We start from the raw sequence: 25599 nt of genomic DNA, 5'->3' as shown, positions 1-25599 counted from the left end.
GTCAGGTCTCCTTCGGGCTGGGCTTGGGGGGATTGAGCTTGGGAAGATCGGCGAGCGTGTAGGCGCCGGTGTCGGGGTCGAGCCCGGCGACACGCGCGATCGTGGCGACGCGGCGGTCGACGCCGCGCCCGGCGATGAAGACGATGATATCGATGGCCTCGGCGACCAGTTGGCGCGGCACGGTGACGACTGCCTCCTGCACCAACTGTTCGATGCGGTAGAGTGCGGCTAGGGCGCTGTTGGCGTGGACCGTCGCGATCCCGCCGGGGTGACCGGTATTCCAGGCCTTGAGCATGTCGAGCGCTTCGGGGCCGCGGACCTCGCCGACCACGATGCGATCGGGGCGCAGGCGCATGGTCGAGCGCACCAGCTCGGTCATCGACACATGCGGTGGACGGGTACGTAGCGCCACCGTGTCGGGCAGCGGGCATTGCAGTTCGCGCGTGTCCTCGATGAGGATGACGCGGCTATCGAGCCCCGAATGTTCTGGGGCCATCTCGGCGAGCAGCGCATTGGCGAGGGTCGTCTTGCCTGAGCTGGTGCCTCCGGCGACGAGGATATTGCAGCGCTGGGCGACAGCGGCGCGCAGGGCGTCTGCCTGGGCCTCCGACATCAACCCATCGGCGATATAGTCGTCGAGCGTGTGCAGCCTCGTGGCAGGCTTGCGGATGGAGAAACAGGGTGCGGACGACACCGGAGGCAGCACGCCTTCGAAGCGCTCGCCAGCGCAGCCCTCGATATGCGGCGGCAGCTCAGCCGATAGGATCGGGTGCTCGGCATGGACCTCGGCCCGGACATGGCTCGCCACCAGCCGGATGATCCGCTCGACCTGGTCCGGTTCGATGCGAACCTCGGTATCGGTACGGCCTTCGCCAAGACGATCGAGCCGCAGCGCCCCGTCAGGGTTCACCATGATCTCGGTGACTTGGCTGTCGCGCATCGCTGCGGCAATGTCGCGGCCTAGCGCCGTGATCAGCATCCGGCGGCGCCGCTCCGCCGAGGTGGCCGGCCCTGCGGTGTCTGGGCGGCCGCTCATTCGCCATTCTCCGAAGAACCGGCCAGGGTGCGCCGCCCGGTCGAGACTTGCCGACCGACCTGGGTCACGAAGGCTTCGAACCTCTTGGCTCCGAGCGCGCGGCCCGCCTGGTCGTTTTCGGCGAGCGGCGTCTGGATCGCGAGTTCGAACCGGATGAAGAGGGCGAGCGTCTCGAGGATCACATAGGTGTCGCGATCGACCCGGCCGATCGCCTGCGTGAGCCTGTCGAGGCGGATCGCGAACCGATCCTCCAGCTCCGATGCGCCCCGGCGATTGAGCCAGGCAGTAACCGCATCGACGAGGATGGCCGACTTGCTGGCGCCAGGCCTGGCGGCGAGCGCTTCCAGCCGATCGGACACGGGCTTGGGCAGGAACAGCTGATGGCGGATCTTCTCCATGATCAAAATCCCAATTGGAGGTCGTCGGGGCGATCCGAGGCGGCATCGAGGCCGTAGACCGTGCGCACGGTGCCGAGCTGCTGGACCCGGTCCATTGCGCGGCGCTCGGCAGCCTGGTCGCCATCGTCTTCGCCAAGGCCCAGGGGGTCTGCGACCTCTGGCTCGATGACGACCGCGGGTTCGATGTCGTGCGCGGGGTGACGCGCCTGCTCGAGGCCGCCGGCGTCGGCTCGTTCATCGGCATCATCGTGGGCGGAGAGGCGGATGTCAGCGTCGCGAACCTGTCCAGCCCAGTCATCCGGGCGAGCTGCCGGAAGGTCACGATAGCCGGCGCCATCCAGTATCGGTGCGGGCGAGAGCCGCTCTGTGAATCGGCGATCCTCGTAATAGCGCAGCTTCTTCACGCGTATCGGGGGGTGTCCAGAGATCAGGACCAGTCCATCCGTGGGCGCAAGCTGCATCACCTCGCCGGGCGTCAGCAGGGCTCGTGCAGTCTCCTGGCGGCTGACCATGACGTGCGCCAGCCAGGGCGCGAGCCGGTGCCCCGCATAGTTGCGCATCGCGCGCTGTTCGGTTGCCGTACCGAGTGCGTCCGAAATCCGCTTGGCAGTTCGCTCGTCATTGGTCGCAAAGGCGACGCGGACATGGCAATTGTCGAGAATGGCGTTGTGCTCGCCATAAGCCTTCTCGATCTGGTTCAGGCTCTGCGCGATCAGGAAGGCGCGCACCCCGTAGCCCGCCAGGAACGCGAGGTTTGTCTCGAAGAAATCGAGCCTTCCCAGCGCCGGGAACTCGTCGAGCATCATCAGCAACCGATGTCGGCCCTGTGCGGCCTCACCGTCCTTGCCCACGCCGTGCAATTCCTCGGTCAGCCGGCGGCCGATCTGGTTGAGGATAAGGCGAACCAGCGGCTTGGTGCGGCTGATGTCGGACGGCGGCACGACAAGGTAGAGCGAGATCGGATGCGCCGCTCCGACGAGATCGGCGATGCGCCAGTCCGAGGCAGCGGTTACTGCAGCGACGGTCGGGTCTCGATAAAGGCCAAGAAACGACATGGCGGTCGACAGCACGCCGGAGCGTTCGTTCTCGCTCTTGTTGAGCAGTTCACGGGCCGCAGAGGCGACCACGGGATGGACCAGCGGCGCATCCGGCGTACCGAGATGGTTGGTGGCCATCATCCTTCGCAGGGTCGCGGCGAAGCTGCGTTGCGGGTCCGACAGGAAGGTCGCGACGCGGGCGAGCGTCTTCTCTTCCTCGGCATAGAGGACATGGAGGATGGCGCCGACCAGCAGCGAATGGCTGGTCTTCTCCCAGTGATTGCGACGCTCCAGCGCACCCTCGGGATCGACCAGGATGTCGGCGATATTCTGGACGTCGCGGACTTCGTTCACCCCGCGCCGGACCTCGAGCAGCGGATTGTAGCGCGCCGAGCGCGCGTCGGTCGGATTGAACAGCAGGCAGTGCGAGAAGCGGGCACGCCAGCCGGCGGTCAGCTGCCAGTTCTCGCCCTTGATGTCGTGTACGAGGCAAGAGCCGGTCCAGGAAAGCAGGGTTGGGATGACAAGGCCGACCCCCTTGCCCGACCGGGTGGGCGCGAACGCCATGACATGTTCGGGCCCATCGTGGCGCAAGTCATCGCGGCCGATGCGCCCGAGCACGACGCCGTGCTGGTCGAGCAGCCCGGCACCCTTGATGTCCCGGTGCGTCGCCCAGCGGGCCGAGCCATAGGTGGTCAGGTCTTTGGACTGGCGCGCGCGCCATACCGAACCGAAGATCGCCGCGCCGCAGCCAACGAAGCCGCCAGCGGCTGCGATTGCCCCCGCCTTGTCGAACACGACGGGCGCATAGGCGTCGAACGAAAACCACCAGGGAAAGATCGACCAGGGATGATAGATCGGCTGGCCCAGCAAGACGAACCAGGGGGCGCCAAGCTCCGGTTGATAAGCGAGTTGCGCCGCGGCCCATTGCGTGGCGGTCCAGATGCCCGCGAGGATGATCGCGAGCACTATGAGGATTTGTCCTATGAGTAGCTTTGTCGGGGTCATGCGGGCCTCCGCCCCGGTCCGGGAACTGACCGCGGGCTAGGGCATAGGGTCCCAGAAGAACGGCTCGGGCGTCAGGGCGTCGCTGGTATCGCTAGGTATCTCCTCGCGGTCCCCGGCGACCGGTTTCGGACCGGCGCCATGTTGGGGCGACGAATCGCACTTGCAGTTCGCTACCGCCTGGCGATCGATGGCATCATCCCGGCCCGCTGACGGCCAATGCCCGTGCCGCCTTCGATGCGCAGGAAAGGGGCACGCCATCGGGCAAGCTTGGAATTTCACGCGGCGGCAGTCGCCGATCCCGTCTGGTCCATGCCGATCAGATGCAGCGCGGAAAAGTTCGATCTCGTGGACGTCGCCAACCCGCGCGGGCAGGACGGAAGCGTCACTAGGCGATAATCATGGTCGCGGCTCCGGAAGCGTCGTAGCGCTAGTCGACCTCTTCCAAGACCGCGAGACATCTCTGCTGGGCGATCCCAGCGAGCAATCGAATTCGACCCAAATGAGACTTACGGGTGCCGATTTTCCGCTCTCAGGAGCGGTAGGTCCGCTTTTCTGAATTTGGCTGCCTAAGATGGCCGGGTCGCTCTTGGAACCTGCGTGCGGTCATAGCTGACGGTTACGCCGGGTCGGCTGCCAACAAAATATTGCCGTTCCGGCTTGGTCACCCATATGACGGCTTACCCCGCAACCTGCCAATCGGGTCTAGCATACCGGCTGGTGCTCTGTGCGCCCATCCCAGTCATTCATGTTCGTCAGGCTCCGATCCAGAACCGGTCATTCGATCATCAGGGCGAAAATCAGGATTGAGGCATGATTGCGATTGCGGAGTGGTCCGCTGCGTTATCAACCGGAAGCCCAGCCTCCTTGCGTTCGGAATAGCGGTCGACCAGCTGACCGGCATGCGGACGCATCAAGACAGTGAAGCGCACCAGTTCCTCCATTACGTCGACAATGCGATCATAATAGCTTGATGCCCGCATGCGACCGTCCTCACCGAACTCCTTGTACGCCATCGCCACCGACGACTGATTGGGGATCGTGAACATCCGCATCCAGCGGCCTAGCAAGCGCAGCGAATTGACGGCGTTGAAGGATTGCGAGCCCCCGGACACTTGCATGACAGCAAGGGTTCGTCCCTGCGTCGGCCTCATCCCGCGCATTTGCAGCGGCAGATGGTCGATCTGCGTCTTCATGATGCCGGTGATCTGACCATGCCGCTCGGGGCTGCACCAGACCATGCCTTCCGACCACAGTGCGTGCTCGCGCAGTTCGTGCACTGCCGGGTGGTCGTCTCCCGCTATCTGATCGGGCAGCGGCAGGTCACTGGGATCAAAAATGCGGGTCTCGGCGCCGAAGAATTGAAGCAGGCGCGCCGCCTCTTCCACGGCTAGGCGTGAAAACGAGCGTTCCCGCAGCGAGCCGTAGAGCAGCATAATGCGCGGGGGCGGTTGGTCCGGGCCAAGGCCAGCGGCGGGACGAGCCAACGCGAAAGCCTTGTCCATAGCAGGAAGATGATCGGGGGTGGCGAGCTCGCGCAGTCTCATGCGGAAATCCCTTTCTCGTACCAACGGCGGGTCCGCTTCAACAAGGCGACGATCGACAGCATCACCGGTACTTCGACCAGCACGCCCACGACCGTCGCCAGCGCGGCGCCGGAACTGAGGCCAAAGAGGCTGATGGCGGCGGCCACAGCCAGTTCGAAGAAGTTGGAGGCACCGATCAACGCCGAAGGGCCGGCGACGCACCATGCCACGCCAAAGCGGCGGCTGAGCCAGTAGGCGATGCTGGCATTAAGATAGACCTGAAACAGGATCGGCACGGCAATCAACACGATCACGAGTGGCTGTCGGATGATCTGCTCGCCCTGAAAGCCGAACAGCAGCACCAGCGTCAGCAGCAAGCTGGCAAGGCTGATCGGGCCGATGGCGGACAGGAAATGCTGGAGCCGCTTCTCACCGCCGCGAAGGAGGGCTCGACGGAGTAGTTGCGAGATGACCACCGGGACGACGATGTAGAGCCCCACCGATAGCGCCAGCGTGTTCCACGGGACGATGATCGATGCCACACCCAGCAGCAGACCCACCAGCGGCGCGAAGGCAAAGACCATGATCAGGTCGTTGAGCGCGACCTGGCTCAAGGTGTAGTTCGGTTCGCCGTCGACGAGGTTGGACCAGACGAAGACCATCGCGGTGCAAGGCGCTGCAGCCAACAGGATCAACCCGGCAATGTAGGACGACGATGCACCTTCAGGCAGCATCGGTGCGAACAGATGGCCGAGGAAGAAGGTGCCGAGCAGCGCCATCGAGAATGGCTTGATCGCCCAGTTCACCACAAGGGTAACGCCAATGCCGCGCCAGTGCTGCCTAAGGCTATGGAGCGCGCCGAAATCGACCCGCAGCAGCATCGGGATTATCATCAGCCAGATCAGGCCCGCCACCACGAGGTTGACGTTAGCGATCTCCAACGCTGCGATTGCCTCGAAGGCGCCGGGGAGCAAATGGCCGAGACCGATCCCGATCACGATGCACAGAGCCACCCACAGCGAGAGATAGCGCTCGAACAGTGACATGGCCTCAGTCCTTCCAGGAAGCGACAGGCACGGTCGTGGTGCCGCCACCCAAGGCGACCTGCATGTAAACCGTGTCGAGCCAACGCCCGGCCTTCCAGCCCATGCCGGTCAGGCGGCCGACATGCTCGAACCCGCAGGCTTCGTGTAGCGCTACCGAGCCAGGTTCGCCGCCGCCGATAACGGCGACCATCTGCCGAAAGCCATAGGCTTCAGCTGCCTGCAGCAACGCTTTGAGCAACAGTTTGCCGATGCCGCCGCCGCACCGGTCGTGCGCCACGTAGATGCTGTTCTCGCAGGCATAGGCATAAGCTGGTCGATCGCGGAACTGCGTGGCGTAAGCGTAGCCCACTACCGCTGATCCATCACAGACAACAAGGAACGGCCAGCCCCGTTCGCTCACCATTCGTATCTTCTCTACGGTCTCGGCCTCGGTCGGTGGCACCACCTCGTAGGTCGCCGTGCCATTCAGGACATGATGCGCATAGATGGCGGCAATGGCCTCAGCATCGCCGATCGTTGCGCTGCGAACCGAAAGGGTCATCGCCGGGTCGCTTCCACAACTTCGCCGTCTTCCTTGACGAACGTGCTGCGCTGCTCGGTCGGCAGCAAATCCAACACTTCTTCGGACGGGCGGCAGAGCTTCACGCCCAGCGGCGACACGACGAGCGGCCGATTGATGAGGATCGGATGCTCCATCATCGCGTCGACCAATGCCTCGTCCGTCAAGGTCTCGTCGCCGAGGCCCAGTTCGGCATAAGGCGTTCCCTTCTCGCGCAGCAGAGCGCGCGGAGTAATGCCGGCCCGCTCGATGAGCTCAACCAGCCGCGCACGGCTTGGCGGCGTCTTCAGATATTCGACAATGTGGGGCTCGATGCCCGCATTGCGGATCATGGCCAGGGCATTACGAGAGGTCCCGCAAAGCGGGTTATGGTAGATCACGATATCGGTCATTATCGCCTCTTCAGCAGCAGGTCAGTTCGGCCAGCAGCGGCTCGCACAGTTCGGCGCGCCCCTGGCAGCAATCCTTGGCCAGATAGATCATCAGTCCGCGCAGCGCATCGAGGTTGGCGCGCTGAATTTGTTGACGGCCACGCTTCTCGGAAAGCACTAGGCCGGCCTTCACCATCACGGCCAGATGCGTTGAAAACGTGCTCTGGGTCAATCCCGATGCATCCACCAATTCGCCGGTCGACAGGCCATCAGGCTCATGTCGGATCAACAGGCGGAACGCATCGAGCCGCGTAGGATGGCCGAGAGCGGAGAGTATCAAGAGTGCATCGCTGGTGTTCATGCATCGTAATTATCCGATGCAATCAAACCAGTCAACAAGCCATCAATAACTCCCGATGCTTCAATCGTCAGGCTTAAGGGCAGCTTGGGACCAATTGCGAAATGGAAGCTGGCATTCCGAGATTGGCTTGACGCGTGGTTGGAGCGGAAAACCTGACCGTCTGCTCATGGGGATCAAAAATCGCCCCTTGAACGGCCAGTTTGGGTCGACGGCAGGAAGGCGGCAATGCGCCCATCCAAGCCGCTCAATTGGAAAAGTATCGCGCCTACGAGCGGCCAGTCCGGTTACAGGAGTAGGTTTGATGCGAAGCGAGTATGGTACCCATTCGCTCCGGCGAACGAAGGCATCGATCATCTACAGGGCGACCGGCAATCTACGGGCTGTCCAGATCCTGCTCGGCCACAGCAAGATCGAAAATACGGTGCGCTATCTTGGGATCGACGAAGAAGACGCGCTCGCCCTCGCTGAAAATATCGAAATTTGAGTGTTGGCTCCTTGCCTATGGCGAGGGGCCATTTAGCGTAGCCACCAGCGGAGCAGTCCTCCCACAAGCGCCAGCGCGGAAACGCTCGCAGCCCAGATGCCGACGCACCAACCGAGACGGCTCAGCAACAGGCGCATCAGTGATATCCTTCCGTGCCAACCTTGCCGCGAAAGACCCAGTAGGACCAAGCCGTGTATGCCAGGATCACGGGCACCATGATCGAGGCTCCGACCAGCATGAACACCTGACTGCGGACGGGCGCTGCCGCTTCCCAGATCGTAACCCGCGCCGGGACGACGTCGGGCCAGATCGAGACGCCGAGCCCGACCAGGCACAGTCCGAACAGGGCCAGCGCCCAGAAAAACGGCTGTGCGTCGCGCTTCAACCGCAGACTCCGGTAGAAGAGGAATATCGCTATAAGCGTAGCAAGCGGCACCTGCGCAGTTGCGAGCACGCCGGGGAAGCTCAGCCAACGATGATAGTATTGCGTCTCGAGCCGTAGCGTCGCGAGACTGATGGCGCCGATCATGATGAGCAAGCCGATCCCAAGCCGTCCGGCGTAGGTCACCGCCTGCCGCTGCAGGCCGCCTTCGGTCTTCCAGTTGAGCCAGCAAGTCCCGAGCAGGGCATAGCCGATGAGCAGGCCGACGCCCGTCAGCAGGCTGAACGGCGACAGCCATTCCCACCAGCCACCGGCATAGCTGCGCCCCCGGACCGTGATGCCCTGCAGCAGCGCGCCCAGCGCAATGCCTTGCGCGAAGGTGGCGATGACCGACCCCGTCGTGAACGCCTTGTCCCAGAAGGCCCGATGTGCCGGATCGCGCCAGCGGAACTCGAATGCCACGCCGCGGAATACAAGCCCAAGCAGCATCGCGATCATCGGCGCGTACAACGCAGGAAGGATGATGGCATAGGCCAGGGGAAATGCCGCGAACAGGCCGCCGACGCCCATTACCAGCCAGGTTTCGTTGCCGTCCCAGACCGGCGCGATGCTGTTCATCGCGGTGTCGCGGTCCTGCCCAACCTTGAAGAACGGAAACAGGATGCCGATGCCAAGATCGAAGCCGTCCATCACGACATAAGCGATGATCGCAAAGCCGATGATGCAGGCCCAGATGACAGTGAGGTCGATCATGCCGAAGCTCCCTCGATGATAGCCGGCGCCGGGGTGATCCCCGCGCTGCGGATGGGCGCATCGCCCAGCGGGGTTTCATGCGCCTCGGGTGGCTTCTTCATCAGGTGAAGCAGGTACCAGATACCCATGCCGAACACGGTGAAATAGACGATAACGAATGCCAGCAGCGACGAGGCCACCGCCGAGGCATCGAGCGGCGAAGCGCTCTGCGTGGTCCTGAGCAGCCCATAGACCGTGAAAGGTTGCCGCCCGACTTCCGTCACGATCCAGCCGGACAGCACCGCAATCAGTCCCGACGGCCCCATCAGCACGGCGAAGCGATGCAGCAGCGGCCAGTCATAAAGCGCCTTGCGCCAGCGTGCGATGAGGCTCAGGGCGCCGATCCCGAGCATCGCGAACCCGATGCCGACCATCGCCCGGAACGCCCAGAAGACGATGCCGACGGGCGGACGATCAGCCTGCGGCACCGTATCGAGACCCTTCAGGGGCGCATCGGGGTCGTGCTTCAGGATGAGCGAGGATGCCTTGGGTATCTCGATGGCATAATCCACCCGCTGGTTCGCGCTGTCGGGAATGCCGAACAGGATCAAGGGGGCGCCATGCGGATGGCTCTGGAAATGCCCTTCCATCGCCATGACCTTCACCGGCTGATGTTCGAGCGTGTTGAGGCCATGCATGTCGCCCGCGAAAATCTGGATGGGCGCGACGATCGCGGCCATCCACATGGCCATGGAGAACATCTTGCGCGCGCCGGGATTGCTGCGGTCCTTAAGAAGATGCCAGGCACCCACCGCGCCGACGATAAACGCGGTCGTCAGATAGGCGGCAAGGACTGTGTGAAAGAGCCGATAGGGGAAGCTGGGATTGAAGATGATTGTCAGCCAGCTTGGCCCCGGGAGGAACTGGCCGTTGGCGCCGACCTCATAGCCAACGGGCGTTTGCATCCAGCTGTTGACCGACAGGATCCAGAATGCGGAAATAAAAGTCCCCAGCGCGACTGCAAGCGTCGCGACGAAGTGCAGCTTGCGCCCAACCTTGTTGATCCCGAACAACATGACCCCGAGGAATCCGGCTTCTAAGAAGAAGGCGGTCAGCACCTCATAGGCCATCAGCGGGCCTATAACCGGGCCGGCCTTGTCGGAGAAGATCGACCAGTTGGTGCCGAACTGATAGGACATGACGATACCCGAGACGACACCCATCGCGAACACGACGGCGAATATTTTCAACCAGTAGCGGAACAGATTAGCATAGACGCCCTTGCCGGTCTTCAGCCACAGAGCTTCGAGCACGGCCAGATAGCTTGCCAGCCCGATGGAAAAGGCCGGGAAGAGGAAGTGAAAGCTCACCGTGAAGGCGAATTGCGCCCTTGCGAGAATGATGGCGTCCATGAATATCCCCGTTCAGCTGGCGAACTCGGACCAGCTCTTGAATAGCATGTAGATGGCAACGACGAGCACGAAGACTGCGAAGAGGCTGTTCAACCGGCCCTTTTCGTTGGCCAGCACCTGCGATGCACGGGTGCCGATGACGCTCCCCACAATGCCGCCCACGATGAACACGCCGGCCAGACCCCAAAGGACGTAGCCCGAAAGCGCATAGTTGAGCGCTGTCGTCAGGCCGAAGGCCGCGACCGCAACGAGCGAGGTGCCGATCGCGCGCAGGATGGGCATGTGGGTCGAGGCAATCAGGCCCGGCACGATAAGGAAACCGCCGCCGATACCGAAAAAGCCGGAAAAGGCGCCGGTGCCGAGGCCATAGCCGACGACCTTGCCGACATTTTCCCGATTGCACTGTGCGCCCTCGACGCCCTGGTCGCCGCGACCGCGAAACATCAGGACTGCCACAACGATCATCAGGATCGCGAACAGGAACAGCAGCTTGTGCCCATCGATGCTCTTGCCGAGCGTCGAGCCGCCAAGCGCTCCGACGACGCCGGCAGCGGCATAGATCCCCCCGCATCGCCAGTTCACTGTGCGGGCATGGGCATGGTTCCAGAGGCCGGCGAGCGCATTGGCCGCGACGGCCAGTGCGCTGGTGCCGATCGCCTCATGCGGATTGCGTATCCCCACGAGATAAAGCAGCAATGGCACGGCGAGGATTGACCCGCCGCCCCCGACAAGCCCGAGGACAAAGCCCACAAGTGCGCCCGACAGGCCGCCGAGGGCGTATTGAAGCGGCTCAAGCATGGCTCATTGCGCCGCCTCGATCGCGTGCGGTGCGACCATCCATTCCCGGCCCTTGAGCATGCCATTCCAGTAAACCGGCGGCAGGATGGTGTCCTTGAGGAGCCAGGACAGGCGCGAGGGCCGCGTTCCGTCGATCAGCCAGTTGGGAAAGCTGGGCAGCAATTTCCCGCCGTAGCCGAACTCGGCGAGGACGATCTTGCCCGCCTCGACCGTCAGCGGGCAGGACCCGTAGCCGTCATAGTCTGCGACCGGCGGCTTGCCCTCGAGCGCGGCAAGAACATTGACCGCGACGACCGGCGCCTGCTTGCGCGCCGCGGCGGCAGTCTTGGCGTTCGAGGCGGAGCAGGCGTCGCCCAATGCAAAGACATTGGGATAGCGCACATGCTGAAGCGTTGCCTCGTTGACTTCGATGAAGCCGGAAACTGCCGCGAGGGGGCTGGTGCGCACGAAATCGGGCGCCACCTGGGGCGGCACGACGTGAATCATGTCGAAGCGCTCCTCGACGCGCCGCGTGTCTTCGCCATCCTTACGTTCGAATGTCGCCACCTTTGCAGCGCCGTCGATCGCGACAAGCTTCGATTCAAAGTTCAGGTGCGCGCCGTAGCGCTCGACATATTCCATCAGTGACGGGACATAGGCGGCAACGCCGAACAGCACCGCGCCCGCAGTGTGGAACTGGACTTCGATGTCGTTCAGGACGCCCGCTTTTTCCCAGCGATAACAGGACAGATACATCGCCTTCTGCGGCGCGCCAGCGCACTTGATCGGCATTGCGGGCTGGGTGAACAGAGCCCGCCCGCCCTTGAATTCCTTCACCAGTCTGTCGGTGTAGGGCGCAAGATCATAGCCATAGTTGGACGTCACACCGTTCTTGCCGATCGCGTCAGCTAGGCCCGGTATCGCATCCCAGTCCAGTTTGATGCCGGGACAGGCAACGAGCACACGGTAGCGCACCTCGCTGCCGTCACTGAGGATGACCTTGTTTTCGTCGGGAGCAAAACCCGAGGCTGCGGCGCGAATCCAGGCCACTCGGCTGGGCATGACCTGCGCTTCAGTGCGGCGGGTAAATTCCTTGTTGAACACACCGGCGCCGACCATCGTCCAGCCAGGTTGATAATAATGCACCTCGGAAGGCTCGATGACTGCGATGTCAAGCTTGGGGTTGCGCTTCAGGAGGCTTGAGGCCGTTGATATCCCGGCTGCGCCGCCACCGACGATCACAACATCGTGAACACGCCCGCCGGGTGCCGATTGGTTTCTGGATGCAACAAGTTCATACAATTTCGTGGATCGTGCGCCGGAACGGCAAAAGGCTAGAACCGGCGTAGGGAAACCCGCAAGCGCACCCGCCATGGCTTCGGCATTCGCATCGGTGATTGCCCCCGAGACTGCAGGTATGTGGGCGAAGCTAAGCCCCAGTCGTTCGGCAGCCTCGCCTAGCAGCGCAGCTGCGATCTGACCTGGCTCCTCATTGTCGGGTCGATTGCAGATGATCGCCTTAAAGCCTTGCGCGGCGATCGCGGGAATGTCGGCGAGTGCGATCTGCGGGGAGACCGCGAAATCCCGGTTGAGCGGCTTGATGTCCATGGCTTCTCCTCGCTCCCGCTCCAATGCGGGCCTCTTTTTATTGTGTGATGATGCGGTGTGCGGTCATGCCGGCGAGCATGGCGATCACGAAAATCCCAGCCTCGAATGGTGCGATGGCGAGGTCGGCAAGGGCGGGGCCGGGACATAGTCCGCCAATGCCCCAGCCGATGCCGAACAGGATCGCACCGAGGATCAGTTTTGCGTCGAGTAGGCCGGTGCCCGGCAGATCGAAGGCCTCGCAGGCGATCGGCTTGGGCATCCGTTGCTGGACTCGCCAAGCGAGCGCCATGGGCATCAACGCACCAGCCATCACAAAGGCGAGCGTAGGGTCCCATGCCGCGAACAGATCGAGGAAGGCGCGCACCCGCATTGGATCAGCCATACCGGACACGGTGAGCCCAGCTCCGAACAGGAGGCCGGCAAGCAGCGAGACGGCGGAAGCTTTCACTTGGCCCTGCCGCAGGTCGAAAGACCGAGCGGGCGGTACAGCGGACAGAAGCTGATCGCACTCGTCAAAAGAAATACGACCGCAAGGATCGTTAAGCCGACACCGAGACCCCCTCTGATCGTCCCGGTCCACCAGAGATAGCCGATCACCAGCGCGACGATCGCGCGCAGCATCCGGTCGAATGTTCCCATGTTCCTCGTCATGCCCAGTCTCCCCCGATTATCCGTTGATGAAACCGAAAGCGCGCATCAGTCCGACCGTGGCGAAGCCACTCGTCATGAAGGTCAAGGTGGCAACCATGGATCGGCGCGAGAGTCGGGAGAGACCGCAGACCCCGTGACCGCTCGTGCAACCTGAACCGAGCCGGGTCCCGAAACCGACAAGCAGTCCGGCCATGACCAGTTGCGGGATTGAAGCTGTAAAGCGCGGCTCGACGCCGCTGGAAGCCAGCGTGACGAGCAGCGCTCCCACGGGCAGCCCGATAACAAAGGCGAGCGCGACCGCGCGCGGCGCGCCCCTATCGGCAATGCCCGACGCTCGGGCGAGCATGCCGCTGACGCCAGCAATGCGACCAAGACCGAGGAGCATGATCGCAGCGGCAAGACCGATCAGCAGGCCGCCTGCCAGCCCCGCAACGGGCATGGCATTAGGGAAGCCGGGCAGCATCATACCGCGTTGACCGGGATCTTGAGATAAATGACGCCATTGTCCTCGGCCGGCGGCAAGTGCCCCGCGCGCATGTTCACTTGGACAGAAGGCAGGATCAGGCGCGGCATCGCGAGCGTCTTGTCGCGTGCTTCGCGCATCGCGACGAATTCGTCTTCACTTACCCCTTCATGGATATGGACGTTGGCCTTGCGCTCGGCCTCTACGGTCGTTTCCCAGACATAGTCCTTGCGCCCCTCCGGCAGATAATCATGGCACATGAAGAGCCGCGTCTCCGGCGGCAGTGACAAAAGCCGCATCGCAGATTGATAGAGGGTGCGGGCATCGCCACCGGGAAAATCGGCGCGCGCCGTGCCGTAGTCGGGCATGAACATGGTATCGCCGACAAAGACGGCGTCACCGATCACGTAAGCAATGCAAGCTGGCGTGTGCCCCGGGACATGCAACACCGTGACATCGAGATTGCCGATGCGGAAACGATCGCCATCTTTCCAAAGGCGATCAAAGTCCGAGCCGTCGCGCTCGAAGTCGGTACCGGCATTGAACAGCTTGCCGAATGTCTCCTGCACGATGACGATGTGCTCGCCGATGGCGATCTTTCCGCCGATCTTCTGCTGCAGATAGGGCGCGGCCGAGAGGTGATCGGCGTGGGCGTGGGTCTCCAGATGCCAGTCGACGGATAACCCCTTTTCCTCGACGTAGGCGAGCACCGCCTCGGCTGCGGAGAAAGATGTGCGCCCCGAAGCCGGATCATAATCCAGAACGCTGTCGACGATCGCGGCGCGAAGGCTCTCTGGATCGTGCACGACGTAAGTCACCGTGAAGGTCGGCTCGTCGAAGAACGCCTTGATCTGGGGAATGCCAACCTGAGCGGCAGAGATTTGCGACGAGGCTGCTGCAAGTGCGGAGTCGGTCACGGAAAACCTCATAAATTCATATTTACACATATCGTGTAATTGACTAATCCTCTTGCGTCAAGGGGCGGAAGTGTCGAAGGAAGCGCTATGGAAATCGCACAAAGAACAGAGAGCCGCTCACCGCGCATCGGAGAGATCGCGCCGGATTTCCGCGCCCGCTCGACGGGAGGCGAGATCCAGCTTTCCAAGCTGCGCGGACGCTGGGTCATCTTTTTTTCCCATCCGGCAGACTTCACGCCCGTCTGCAGCACGGAATTCGCCGAACTCGCCCGGTGTCAGTCGGAATTTGACGCCCTCGAGACGTCACTGTTGGGGCTATCCGTCGACAGCCTTTACTCGCATCTGGCGTGGGTCCGGGCGATCCGTGTGACACTGAACGCCGATGTCCGCTTTCCCATAATTGAAGATCCGAGCATGGCGATCGGGCGTGCCTATGGCATGATCGACGAGCAATCGGCCGACAGCATGGCGATGCGCTCGACTTTCTTCATCGACCCTGAAGGCGTCATTAGAGCGATTACCTGCTATCCCCATAATGTGGGGCGTTCGGTTGATGAGATGCTACGGATGCTGAAGGCGTTGAAGGCTGTGAGCAATGCCCAAACCCTGGCTCCTGAAGGATGGCGCGAAGGGAAACCGTTACTCAGTCCCCCATCCGACATTGATGAAGATCGCGAGGACTGGTTCTGCCGCTTCGTGGACGCGCCATGACGGCCGCATTTTACGAGGACCGCGATGCTGCGACCGTCGCATGCGACAAGCTCAAGGTCTTTGCGCAACCTCAGCGCCTCATGATCCTCTCCTGTCTGTTGCGCGGTGAGCGCAACGTGTCGGAAATCGGTGAAGCAACCCAGATCGCTCAGCCAGCACTAAGCCAGCAGCTCGGCGAATTGCGCCGCGCCAATCTCGTTCAAACGCGCAAGGAGGCCAAGTTGGTCTGGTATACGCTTGCCGACGAGGGCGTCGCTTTATGTGTCCGAACGATGGAAGCGATTTTCGGGGGGCTGGGTGAGGTCGACGATCTGCGCCCGCCCTTACATCTGACAAAACGCGCACCATCTCCGGAGGGTGTTGCCGGTTTCGCTCAAATAATCGATTAGAATTACATTGTGCCGATCGACGTAGTGATTGGGCAGGTGTGTTCGAGGCGAGGACTGACCATCAGATCCAACCACCGCGATCGATCGCTTTCCAGCAGAATATGACGTCTACCGGCGCGAATGGGAACGTCTGGCTTTGGTCGGCAGGCGACGCAGCTGAGAGGCAACTATCTCTGTATCTGCGCTCCAAACGCGACCGTCGTCTACCGGCCAGTCTTGCTCGCTTCCTGCCGCTGCATGCTGTCTTTTTAAATGTCCGGTGTCCGACTTAAAGCTGCCTTTGTGATGCCGGCCTGGGAATGACGGCAATGTCCCGAAGCGCGTCCTTCGCAGCAATGTGCGACAAGCGGGTGTTCTCGGTTACCCGCAACCTTTAGACCCCATGACTGCAGAGCCTCGGTGGCTCAAATCTGAGATGCTGATGATGGATTTTTCAGCAGCGGAGGCGAGTCATGGTGAAGGCAGTGAAATATGTTGGTCTGGACGTTCATAAGGAGACCATAGCGGTCGCAGTTGCCGAAGGGGAACGCGGAGGCGAGGTGCGTTTCGTCGGCACGGTCGCCAATGAGGACGATGCGGTCAGGAAACTGGTCAAGCGGCTGACGTCACCGGGCGTGACGTTGAATGTCTGTTACGAAGCGGGTCCCTGTGGGTATGGTTTGCATCGACTGCTGACAAAGCTGGGACAGAATTGCATCGTCATCGCCCCCTCAATGATGCCGCGACGCCCGGGCGACCATGTGAAGACGGACCGACGTGACGCAATGACGCTGGCGCGGCTTTTACGCGCCGGCGAACTCACGGCGATCTGGGTGCCGGACGAAGCGCATGAGGCGGTACGCGATCTCATCCGCGCTCGACGAAATGCGCAGGACGATGCCATCGGGGCCAAGCAAACGGTGCGCAGCTTCCTGTTGCGACACGATCGTCGTTTTGGCGGCAGGGCAGCCTGGACAAAGATGTACTGGCGGTGGCTGTCCGAGCAGCGGTTCGATTTTCCCCATCAGCAACTGGCATTCGAGGAAATGCAGAAGCGGGTGCTGGAGGCGCAGGCACGGGTCGGGCGCTTAGAAGCGGCGCTGGCTGAAGCGGTGGACGCATGGTGTTTTGCGCCGCTGGTCCGCAATCTACAGGTCCTGCGCGGCATCAGGCTGGTCAGCGCCGCGACGCTGGTGGCCGAGGTTGGCGATCTCACCCGCTTCGACAATCCTAAGCAGTTGATGGCGTATGTCGGCCTGGTGCCGTCCGAGCACTCCAGCGGTGCCCGGACCAAACGCGGCAGGATCACGCGGGCGGGCAACGCGCAGGCACGAACCATGCTGATCGAGGCTGGCTGGTCGTATCGACTGCCAGCACGCGAGGAGCGACGCTATCGTGAGCGGGTCATCGAGATGCCCGAGGATATCCAAGAGATCGGGTGGAAGGCACAGGTTCGCCTGTGTCAGCGCTACCGGCGCCTGGCCGCCGCAGGCAAACCACAGCCAAAGGTGACCACTGCAATCGCGCGTGAACTGGTCGGCTATGCCTGGGACATCGCCCGTCGGGTGTCACCGGCGGTGGCTGGCTGATCGACGTACAACGATCGCGAGAGGAGGCGCCAGCGCACCAGCTGCATAGCCTTGGCTGGCGTGCCGCGGGCACCCGACTGTGATGGGCAATCCACGGTATACGGTGGGGCAGGTTCGTCCGACGCCCGAACTTAGACGGAGGATAGGCCCAGCGACGGATACGGGTAGTGCGGTAACCAACCCGCGGATGAGAGCATGATCAATCGTCGTCGATCAGGCGTCCGCGGCACACCCGCCAAGGTCAATGCGAACGCTGGTCTTGCGGCCAGCGAAGGGGTAAACTTGGTCAGTATCTCGGATGGCAGTCATGAGAGCGTATATCTTTGCCCGTTTTATGTGACGCCCCTAGGACAACCTCGGCGCAGTGCCTGAACTCTAATCGGCTGGTCGCTGTCGATCAGTGACGGATCTTGACCCGCTTTTGTAACGGTCGCCTCCAACCTTGTGTTTCCACGCTGTCCCGTTCTATATTTGTGCCGCTTTGCTCGTTGGGCTTGCATTGCAACCGGTACCGCCCATGCATTTGGAGTTCGCACGCTTTGCGCATCGCCGTCCCCTTCCTTGGCAGAGCGCGCCAGGCCTGAGCCATGCGGAGCGATCTCGATCATCTGCCGCTACACAAGCAGCGCGAGTTGGACCTTGTCGTGGAAATGCTGTTCCAGGGGCTTCGCGACGCCACCGTCGCGGCGACGGGGCGGCGCAAGTCCGGCCGGATCCTCAAGATCATATTGTTCGGATCCTATGCCCGCGGCGACTGGGTGGACGCCCCGCTCGATGCCAACCGGTACAAGTCCGACTATGACCTGCTGGTCATCGTCAACCAGAAGGACCTGACGGATCGTGCGGCCTATTGGGACGAGACGGACCAGCGGATCGTCACCGCCTATAATTTCGAGAAGACCCTTGGCACGCCCGCCAATTTCATCGTCCACTCGCTTCAGGAGGTGAACGACGGGCTGGCGCATGGCCGACTGTTTTTCATGAATATCCTCAACGACGGCATCCTTCTCTACGAATCCGACGATCGGCCGCTGAAGACGCCGGTTCCCAAGACGCCGGACATGGCCTTGGCGGCCGCCGAAGAATATTTTTCGAAGTACATCGGTGACGCAACCCGGTTCTTCGATCTGGCCAAGGTCGCGATTGAAAAGGACTATTGTAATGAGGCGGCGTTTCTCCTTCATCAAACGGTTGAAAATCTCTATCAGGGCCTGTTGCTGACTTTCACTTTCTATACCCCTTACGATCACAATATTCTGTTCCTGCGGGACCTTGCCGAGGATATCGATCGCAGCCTCTTCGATGTCTGGCCGCGCGGCACGCGGCGGGAGCGCGCGCTCTACCAGAAATTGAAGGACGCCTATCGCAAGGGTCGTTATTCGCGCCATTACAGGATCAGCCGCGAGGACCTGGAATGGCTCGCCGGCCATGCCGAGGTCCTTGGGCAGCGCGTCCATGCCCTGTGCCAGTCGCGCATCGCCGAATTGCGCAGGGCCGTTACCGATCAGGCTTGAGCCGACGTCTTGCGCACTTCGCACCTTTGGCTATCATGGGCTGCGGAGGCGTTGATCGCCGGCACCCGCCTCCCTCCTGTTTTGCCAGGCATCACTACATCCGTCCCTGCGGTCGGGTGGCAGGGGTTTTTCTAAAGACCTCGCGCGTCGCTAGCTCTCGCCAACCCCGGACCGTCCCGAGGCGCGACGACTGCTGGCCCGACGAGGTCGTGCGTTTCCATGCCAATGCGACATGCCCGGGCGCTTGCCGGCGAACGCCGCATCGCTGCGCAATCCGCCGACCCGGACCCCGGTGAGGACGCGCACGAGATTGGCGGCAAGGCCAGCAGGATCGAGGGGCTTTACCGGGAAGAGGCCCCGCGCCTCACCCGCTACTTTCGTCGTCGCATCGGCGAGGCGGACGAGGCGCCCGATCTCGTGCAGGAAGCCTTCGCGCGGCTCGCCGCCTTCATGGCGCGCGAGGGCCTGGCCAACCCGGCGCCCTATCTCCAGCGCATCGCACGCAATCTCCTGTTCGAACGGAGCCGCCGCCGCGCGCGCCGCATGGCCGCCGCCCATGTCGCCATCGGCGAGGAAGCCGACATCGCAGTGCCGCCTGCCCAGGAGGAAGCCCTCGCGCATGCCGACCTCATGGCGCGCTACGAGGATGCCGTGCAGCGCCTTCCCGACCGGACCCGCGAGGCATTCCTGCTTCACCGCCTCGACGAACTGACCTATCGCGAGATCGCCGAGCGGCTCGGCATCTCCATTCCCACCGTCCAATATCATGTCGGGCGGGCACTGGCACAAATCTCCACGGCTCTTGAAACCGAATGACACAGATGGATGGATCGCGAACGCCCGAACTGCGCGAGGACGCTGCCATGTGGTTTGCCCTCATGCGCGGTCCCGAAGCCGAGACGCGGCGCGTGGAGTTCGAGACCTGGCTTGCCGCCGATCCGGCGCATCGCCAGGCCTATAGCCATATCAGCGAGGTGTTCAGCCTCGGGAAAGGGCTGAAGCCCGCCGTCGAGGTCCCGGATGCACGCCGTCCCGCGAGACAGCCCATGCTGCTCGCCCGGATGATGGGGAGCCCGCTCCTCATGCTGCTGCTCCTTCTCGTGTCCGTTCCCATGCTGGTGGGCCTGACCGCGGCGGCGATGCGCGCGATCGGCCCCGGCCATCCGCTCATCCAGGCGGACGGAACGGGCAGGGCACCGTTCGCCGAGGCGAGCCTCGCCACGTCGCCCGGGGAAGTGCGGGCATTCCGGCTGGCCGACGGATCCCGCCTGATCCTCGATGCCGACAGCCGCGTGCGCGTCACGCTCTCGGCCGAGCGGCGCGACCTGGCGCTGCTGCGTGGGCGGGCACGTTTCGTCGTCGCGCATGAGCCGCGGCCGTTCGTCGTCGCGGCCGGCGGGGGCTCTGTCCTCGCGCGCGGCACCATCTTCGATGTGACGCTTCGAGCCCAGGGCGCTACCGTCGCGCTTATCGAAGGCCAGGTCGATGTCCGCCAGCCCGCCATGGGCACGGCCGCAGGATCGCCCCGAAACAGCGGAGAGGTAACGCGCCTCACCGCCGGCCATGGCATCGCGATCGGTGCTGGGAGGAGCGTGGCGCTTCAGGCAATCCCGGTGGTCCAGGCCGACTGGCCGAGCGACCTGCGCGATTTCAGGAACGTGCCGCTGCGCGATCTGCTCGCCGAGGCGAACCGCTATGCGGCCCGTCCCTTGGTCCTGGCCGAGCCCGGGCTCGGCGACCTGCGCGTCTCGGGCATCTTCCGCGTCCGCGAACCCACGCGCCTTGCCGCAAACCTTGCAGAAGTGCTCGATCTCTCCCTCGTCCGGGGCCCGTCAGGCATCGCGCTGGGCCGACGCTGCGCTGCGCACGAAAAAAATTCGTGCCCGCCCTCATAAATTTCGCCTGACCGGCATGGATACCCCTGAACAGCCTGCAACGGGACAAGGGGGTAACCATGAGCAACAAGAGATCGAGTGCATTTTTCCTGGCGGCGAGCCTGTGGGCGCTGGCCGTTCCGGCCGGGGCGCAGGAACCACGCCAGGAGCTGCACCTGCCTGCCCAGGGACTCGGCGATGCGCTGCGAGCGCTCGGCAGCGCCGCCCGGCGCGAGATCATCTTCACACCCGAGGCGGTCGCCGGCAAGTCCGCCTCTGCGCTCGACGGCGCCTATACGTTCAAGGAGGCACTCGACACGCTGCTGGCTGGCAGCGGCCTGTCCACGGTCGAGCGGGATGGGACGGTCCTCGTCGTGGGGCGATCGCAGGCGCCGCAAGCCGCAGCGGCCCAACATGGTGAGGATGCCGCGATCCTGGTGACAGGGTCGCGCATTCGCGGAGCGCCGCCGGCCTCACCGGTCACCGTCCTGAGCAGTCGCGAAATCGCCCAGGCCGGGCAGACCGACCTTGGTGAGGCAGTGCGCACGCTGCCGCAAAGCTTCGGTGGTGGCCAGAATCCGGGCGTTGCGCCCGGTGCGCCGGGCAGTAACAACAACCAGAATTCGGGCTCGAGCATCAATCTGCGCGGCCTCGGGCCAGATGCGACATTGACGCTGCTCAACGGCCATCGCCTCGCCTATGGCTCCTTCACCCAGGCGATTGATGTCAATGCCATTCCGCTTGCCGCGGTAGAGCGCATCGAGATCGTCGCCGACGGTGCCTCCGCGCTCTACGGCTCGGATGCGGTGGGCGGCGTCGCCAACATCATCCTGCGCAGGGACTATGAAGGCGCCTCCGCTACCGCGCGGCTTGGTTCCGCGACTGACGGCGGCAATACGCAGCAGCAATACAGCCTCGTCGCGGGAACGACTTGGAACGGCGGCGGCCTCATGGCGACCTATGATTTCGAGCGCGACACCGCGATCACCGCCCGGCAGCGCAGCTATACCCAATATATGCCGGGCAATACTAGCTTGCTGCCTGCCGTGAAGCGGCACAGTGCGGTGCTGAGCCTGCACCATGCGCTCTCTCCCGACCTGACCTTCAGTATCGACGGCCTCTATAATTGGCGGCGCGCTCCCACCGTCCTGCAGGTGCCGGGCGGGTCGCGCTATACGACCGAGCCGACCAACCAGTCCTTCGCGATCGCGCCGTCGCTGTCGTTCCAGGCAACGCCCTCGCTCTCCTTTGCCATCAGTGGCGTCTATGGCGAGGACCGGACCGACACCAGGCAGTTCACCACCACTGCGGCCGGCGCGGTCAGCGCCTATCCCTATTGCTACTGCAATAAGGTCAAGTCCCTCGAAGCGACATCGCAGGGTGACCTCTTCGGCCTGCCCGCCGGCACGGTCAGGTTCGCCGGCGGCGCCGGCTATCGCGACAATGGCTATCTCAACCGCTCCAGCAGCCTGCCCGAGCCGATCGACGTCCACCAGGACAGCTATTATGGCTTCGGCGAAATCTACGTCCCGCTGGTCTCGCCAGGACAGGCGGTCGCCGCCATCCATCGCCTGTCGCTCACCGGCGCGCTGCGCTACGAGAAATATCCCGGTATCGACGACGTGCTGACACCCAAGCTGAGCTTGATCTATGCGCCGAGCCCGGACCTGGACCTCAAGGCATCCTGGGGCAAATCCTTCAAGGCAGCGACGCTGTACCAGCAATACCAGCCCCAATATGCCTTTCTGTACGACGCGACGACCCTGGGTGGTTCGGGCTACCCGGCGGGCGCGACCGCGCTGTTCACCAATGGCGGCAACCGGGCGCTCAAGCCCGAGCGCGCGACCTCCTGGTCGGCGACCCTGGCCGCCCATCCCCGCGCTGTTTCCGGGCTGCGGCTGGAGGCCAGCTATTTCGAGATCGCCTATCGCGACCGGGTGGCGCAGCCATTCCAGGGCACCGACTTCTACAACGCGCTCGGCCGGCTGACCCTCGACGATTTTGTCGATCCCTATCCTGATGCCGACCAGCAAGCGGCGCTGATCGCCGCATCGCCCGTCCCGCTCTTCAACTATTCGGGGCAGGCCTACGACCCGGATGCAGTCGTCGCCGCCGTCTATAATACATTCTTCAATGTCGCGCGTCAGAAGATCCGCGGCGTCGACCTCATGGCCCGTTATGATGCTGAGCTCGATAGCGGCGACAAACTGTCTCTGACAGGCTCGGCGTCCTGGCTGCAGTCACGCCAGAGGCTCGACCCGTCGCTGCCCTATACCGACCTTGCCGGGACGATCTTCAATCCGCCGCACTGGCGGGGCCGGGCCGGAGCGACATGGACGCGCGGCCCCCTGAGCGCATCCGCCTTTGCCAACTATAGCGGCGGGGTGGACGACACCCGCAATAGCCCCGCTGTGCGAGTGGGATCGCAGACGACCTTCGATCTCGCGCTTGTCTACCGCCCCTCGCAGGAAGGACTGGTCCCGGGCGTCGGCTTCGCGCTGGCCGTTCGCAACGTTCTCAATGACAAGCCTGCCTATGCGCGCGCGGTAGCGAACTATTATGTCAGCTACGATTCCACCAACCAGTCCGCGATCGGCCGCTTCATCAGCGTCTCGCTGACCAAGGAGTGGTGAGCGATGACCGGTCGTGATCTTCCCGCAGCTGGATCCAAGCGAATGGCAGCGCGACGGCGGGTCCATCGCTCCGGTTGCCGCGCGCGCCCAGGGAAGCGACAAATCGCCCTTGGCGGCCTTGCCCTTGGCATGGCGCTGGTGCCGGTCGCATCCCGGGCAAGCCAGCCGCCCTGCGACCTGCTGCCGCCCGCCGCGCCGCCGGCGGAGGCCCGGCGCGAGATCAGCGCGCTCGACCTTGTTCGCCTGCGCGATTTCGGGGGCATGCAGTTCGATAGCTATCCGGGGGCCCCGGCGGCGCTGTCGCCTGACGGCCGGCATGTGGCATTGCAGCTTCGTCGGGGCGACCCTTCGTCCAACCGCTATTGCACCGGCATCCTGGTGAAGGAGACCCGGAGCGCCGCGCCGCCGCGGATCGTCGCCGATGGCGGCGAGGTCATCCGGCTTTCCTTCGACAAATATGGCTTCTCCGGCCTTGTGGCAGGCGCGCCGGTGCCGTCGGTCCTGCGCTGGGCGCCCGATGGCAAGCTTCTGGCGTTCACCAAGGCGGTGGGCGGCATCATGCAGCTGTATCTCGTTCGCCCCGATGGGACGGATGAGACGCAACTGACGCATTCGAACGTGTCGATCGACGATTTCCAGTGGCTGCCAGGCGGCGAGGCGATCGTCTATTCCAGTCGCGCCGGCCTGATCGACGCGGAGCGGCGGATCGACAGCGAGGCGCCAGGCGGATGGCGCTACGACCTGCGTTTCTGGCCCCTGGCCGGTGGCCGGCCACACCCGCCATCCCCGATCCCGAGCCGGGCCGACGTCATCACGCTGGCGGATCGAACCGTGCGCCCGGCAAGCGATGCGCAGCGCCTCGTCCTGGAGCCGGCGGGCACGCCGGGCTGGCCGACTGGGGCGATCCAGGCCCTGCCGCTGGGCAGCGGCGCAGATCGTTCCTGGCTGGCACCGGCCAATCCCGATGCCTTGTTCAAGCCCAATATTCTCCATGTTTCGGTGAACGGCCGCGAACTGCCTTGCCCGCAGCAGGCCTGCAGCGACGTGATCGGCCTGTGGAAGCGTGATGATCGCACGATCCTGTTCCTCAAGCGACAAGGCGTGGCGCGTAGCGAACTGGCCCTGATGCGCTGGGACCTCGGCGCAGGCGCACCTCGGCGGCTGCTTGGCACCAACGATCCCTGGCTGGGCTGCCAGCTCGGGCCTCAGGAGCTGGTCTGTACGGCGGAGGGCGGCACTGCGCCTCGCCATGTGATCGGCGTCGATGTGGACACGGCCAAGGTCCGCACGATCTACGATCCCAATCCGGAATTTGCCGCAATCCGGCTTCGCCACCCCGAGCGCCTGGTCTGGCGCAATGCATTCGGCATCGAGACCTTTGCCGACCTCGTCCTTCCTTCCGGTTATCGGCCCGGACATCCCGTTCCGCTCATTGTCGTCCAATATGAATCGCGCGGCTTCCTGCGCGGCGGTACCGCTGACGAATTCCCGATCCAGCTGTTCGCGGCCCATGGCTTTGCCGTCCTGAGCTTCAATCGGCCGCCCTGGTACGCCCTCCAGGGAAAGCCGCTCGATCTTTTCGCCTTCCTCCAGGCCAACCAGAAGGACTGGCTGGATCGGCGCAGCGTCCAGTCCTCCCTCGAAATCGTCGTCGAGCGCCTGATCGCCCGGGGCATCGCCGATCCCGCCCGCATCGGCATCACCGGGCAAAGCGACGGTGCCTCCACAGCGTCCTTCGCGCTCATCCATTCGCGCCTGTTCAAGGCCGTCGCGCTCAGCACCTGCTGCGAGGATCCGGCGATGATGGCCAGTCTTGGCCCCGGATTCGAGGACTGGTATGCGAAGTCGGGATATCCAAGGTTCCACGAGGATCGTCCCGACTTCTGGAAACAGGGGTCGCTGGCGCCCAATCTCGGGGCGCTGCCTCCGGTTCCCTTGCTCATCCAGGCGGGCGAGGAGGAGTTCCGCTTCGCGTTGCCGACCTACGCGGCAGTCAAGAATGCCGGCTGGCCGACCGAGATGTATGTCTTTTCGGGCGAGGGCCATGTCAAGCTGCAGCCAGCCCATCGGCTCGCCGTCTATGAGCGAAACCTCGCCTGGTTCCAGCGCTGGTTCAAGCCGAACGAGGGTGCTGCGCCATGAGGC

General features: G+C 63.5%; 24 protein-coding genes and 1 pseudogene. 9 read left to right on the top strand and 16 right to left on the bottom strand.

Features of this window, described 5'->3' with window-relative positions:
* Position 1 precedes the first annotated feature (1 nt).
* From trbB to E5554_RS03425, 8 genes are all read right to left on the bottom strand, one after another.
* Positions 2-1036 (bottom strand): P-type conjugative transfer ATPase TrbB, encoded by a 1035-nt coding sequence (gene trbB, locus E5554_RS03460; RefSeq protein ID WP_202968917.1) that lies wholly within the window; start codon positions 1034-1036, stop codon positions 2-4.
* Complete coding sequence (locus tag E5554_RS03455) at positions 1033-1434, bottom strand: CopG family transcriptional regulator (protein WP_170828658.1); 402 nt, start codon at positions 1432-1434, stop codon at positions 1033-1035. The genes trbB and E5554_RS03455 overlap by 4 nt, the downstream gene beginning before the upstream one ends.
* Positions 1435-1436: 2 nt before the next feature.
* Entirely contained in the window at positions 1437-3479 is a 2043-nt protein-coding gene (locus tag E5554_RS03450) for a conjugal transfer protein TraG (protein ID WP_125986445.1), read from the bottom strand.
* A 797-nt stretch (positions 3480-4276) separates the two neighbouring features.
* Positions 4277-5023 carry an arsenical resistance protein ArsH gene (gene arsH / locus E5554_RS03445; RefSeq protein WP_004210524.1) on the bottom strand — a complete coding sequence of 249 codons (747 nt, stop codon included), beginning with the start codon at positions 5021-5023 and terminating at the stop codon, positions 4277-4279.
* A complete protein-coding gene (arsB, locus tag E5554_RS03440; protein WP_125986447.1) occupies positions 5020-6048 on the bottom strand; it encodes an ACR3 family arsenite efflux transporter in 1029 nt (342 codons plus the stop codon). The genes arsH and arsB overlap by 4 nt, the downstream gene beginning before the upstream one ends.
* Positions 6049-6052: 4 nt before the next feature.
* Positions 6053-6589, bottom strand: coding sequence for a GNAT family N-acetyltransferase (locus E5554_RS03435; RefSeq protein ID WP_004210519.1), 537 nt, complete (start codon positions 6587-6589; stop codon positions 6053-6055).
* Positions 6586-6999, bottom strand: a complete 414-nt coding sequence (arsC, locus tag E5554_RS03430) for an arsenate reductase (glutaredoxin) (RefSeq protein WP_004210518.1) — start codon at positions 6997-6999, stop codon at positions 6586-6588. Before arsC ends, E5554_RS03435 begins: the two co-directional genes overlap by 4 nt.
* A gap of 10 nt (positions 7000-7009) precedes the next feature.
* Complete coding sequence (locus tag E5554_RS03425) at positions 7010-7339, bottom strand: metalloregulator ArsR/SmtB family transcription factor (protein ID WP_004210516.1); 330 nt, start codon at positions 7337-7339, stop codon at positions 7010-7012.
* Positions 7340-7622: 283 nt separating this feature from the next.
* Here E5554_RS03425 and E5554_RS03420 point away from each other — a divergent pair.
* Positions 7623-7823: pseudogene (locus E5554_RS03420) on the top strand (tyrosine-type recombinase/integrase); the annotation flags it as partial.
* Between the two features lie 136 nt (positions 7824-7959).
* On the opposite strand, the gene cydB reads toward E5554_RS03420, so the two are convergent.
* The 8 genes from cydB to E5554_RS03375 are packed head-to-tail and all read right to left on the bottom strand — an operon-like array spanning position 7960 to position 14765.
* Positions 7960-8958 carry a cytochrome d ubiquinol oxidase subunit II gene (cydB, locus tag E5554_RS03410; RefSeq protein ID WP_004210541.1) on the bottom strand — a complete coding sequence of 333 codons (999 nt, stop codon included), beginning with the start codon at positions 8956-8958 and terminating at the stop codon, positions 7960-7962.
* Entirely contained in the window at positions 8955-10349 is a 1395-nt protein-coding gene (locus tag E5554_RS03405; RefSeq protein ID WP_010336778.1) for a cytochrome ubiquinol oxidase subunit I, read from the bottom strand. The genes cydB and E5554_RS03405 overlap by 4 nt, the downstream gene beginning before the upstream one ends.
* A 12-nt stretch (positions 10350-10361) precedes the next feature.
* A complete protein-coding gene (locus E5554_RS03400) occupies positions 10362-11147 on the bottom strand; it encodes a sulfite exporter TauE/SafE family protein (protein WP_010336779.1) in 786 nt (261 codons plus the stop codon).
* 3 nt (positions 11148-11150) lie between these two features.
* Positions 11151-12734: a bifunctional protein tyrosine phosphatase family protein/NAD(P)/FAD-dependent oxidoreductase gene (locus E5554_RS03395; RefSeq protein WP_125986451.1), complete on the bottom strand. Its 1584-nt coding sequence runs from the start codon at positions 12732-12734 to the stop codon at positions 11151-11153.
* A gap of 37 nt (positions 12735-12771) precedes the next feature.
* Positions 12772-13182 carry a DUF6691 family protein gene (locus E5554_RS03390; RefSeq protein ID WP_125986453.1) on the bottom strand — a complete coding sequence of 137 codons (411 nt, stop codon included), beginning with the start codon at positions 13180-13182 and terminating at the stop codon, positions 12772-12774.
* The gene (locus E5554_RS03385; protein ID WP_125986455.1) at positions 13179-13385 is read right to left on the bottom strand and encodes a DUF2892 domain-containing protein; all 207 of its coding nucleotides are present in this window, start codon (positions 13383-13385) and stop codon (positions 13179-13181) included. Before E5554_RS03385 ends, E5554_RS03390 begins: the two co-directional genes overlap by 4 nt.
* A 16-nt stretch (positions 13386-13401) precedes the next feature.
* On the bottom strand, positions 13402-13851 hold the full coding sequence (locus E5554_RS03380; RefSeq protein ID WP_010336783.1) for a YeeE/YedE thiosulfate transporter family protein: 450 nt from the start codon (positions 13849-13851) through the stop codon (positions 13402-13404).
* Positions 13848-14765 (bottom strand): MBL fold metallo-hydrolase, encoded by a 918-nt coding sequence (locus tag E5554_RS03375; protein WP_029547584.1) that lies wholly within the window; start codon positions 14763-14765, stop codon positions 13848-13850. The genes E5554_RS03380 and E5554_RS03375 overlap by 4 nt, the downstream gene beginning before the upstream one ends.
* 87 nt (positions 14766-14852) lie before the next feature.
* On the opposite strand from E5554_RS03375, the gene E5554_RS03370 reads away from it, so the two are divergent.
* From E5554_RS03370 to E5554_RS03335, 8 genes are all read left to right on the top strand, one after another.
* Positions 14853-15476 carry a peroxiredoxin gene (locus E5554_RS03370; RefSeq protein ID WP_125986457.1) on the top strand — a complete coding sequence of 208 codons (624 nt, stop codon included), beginning with the start codon at positions 14853-14855 and terminating at the stop codon, positions 15474-15476.
* On the top strand, positions 15473-15865 hold the full coding sequence (locus E5554_RS03365; protein WP_004210530.1) for a metalloregulator ArsR/SmtB family transcription factor: 393 nt from the start codon (positions 15473-15475) through the stop codon (positions 15863-15865). The genes E5554_RS03370 and E5554_RS03365 overlap by 4 nt, the downstream gene beginning before the upstream one ends.
* 452 nt (positions 15866-16317) lie before the next feature.
* Complete coding sequence (locus tag E5554_RS03360; RefSeq protein ID WP_125986459.1) at positions 16318-17433, top strand: IS110 family transposase; 1116 nt, start codon at positions 16318-16320, stop codon at positions 17431-17433.
* A gap of 587 nt (positions 17434-18020) precedes the next feature.
* The gene (locus E5554_RS03355; RefSeq protein WP_010335843.1) at positions 18021-18947 is read left to right on the top strand and encodes a HEPN domain-containing protein; all 927 of its coding nucleotides are present in this window, start codon (positions 18021-18023) and stop codon (positions 18945-18947) included.
* Between the two features lie 225 nt (positions 18948-19172).
* Positions 19173-19763 (top strand): sigma-70 family RNA polymerase sigma factor, encoded by a 591-nt coding sequence (locus E5554_RS03350; RefSeq protein WP_010335842.1) that lies wholly within the window; start codon positions 19173-19175, stop codon positions 19761-19763.
* Positions 19760-20842 (top strand): FecR domain-containing protein, encoded by a 1083-nt coding sequence (locus E5554_RS03345; protein WP_247594368.1) that lies wholly within the window; start codon positions 19760-19762, stop codon positions 20840-20842. Before E5554_RS03350 ends, E5554_RS03345 begins: the two co-directional genes overlap by 4 nt.
* Before the next feature lie 59 nt (positions 20843-20901).
* Positions 20902-23454, top strand: coding sequence for a TonB-dependent receptor (locus tag E5554_RS03340; RefSeq protein ID WP_136185977.1), 2553 nt, complete (start codon positions 20902-20904; stop codon positions 23452-23454).
* Between the two features lie 129 nt (positions 23455-23583).
* Positions 23584-25596 (top strand): Atxe2 family lasso peptide isopeptidase, encoded by a 2013-nt coding sequence (locus tag E5554_RS03335; RefSeq protein ID WP_247594434.1) that lies wholly within the window; start codon positions 23584-23586, stop codon positions 25594-25596.
* The last annotated feature ends 3 nt before the right edge of the window (positions 25597-25599 follow it).

The sequence above is a fragment of the Sphingobium sp. PAMC28499 genome (assembly GCF_004795815.1).
Taxonomy (GTDB): Bacteria; Pseudomonadota; Alphaproteobacteria; order Sphingomonadales; family Sphingomonadaceae; genus Sphingobium; species Sphingobium yanoikuyae.
Note: the sequence above shows the minus strand (reverse complement) of the source record. Positions and strands in the feature narration are given on the sequence as shown.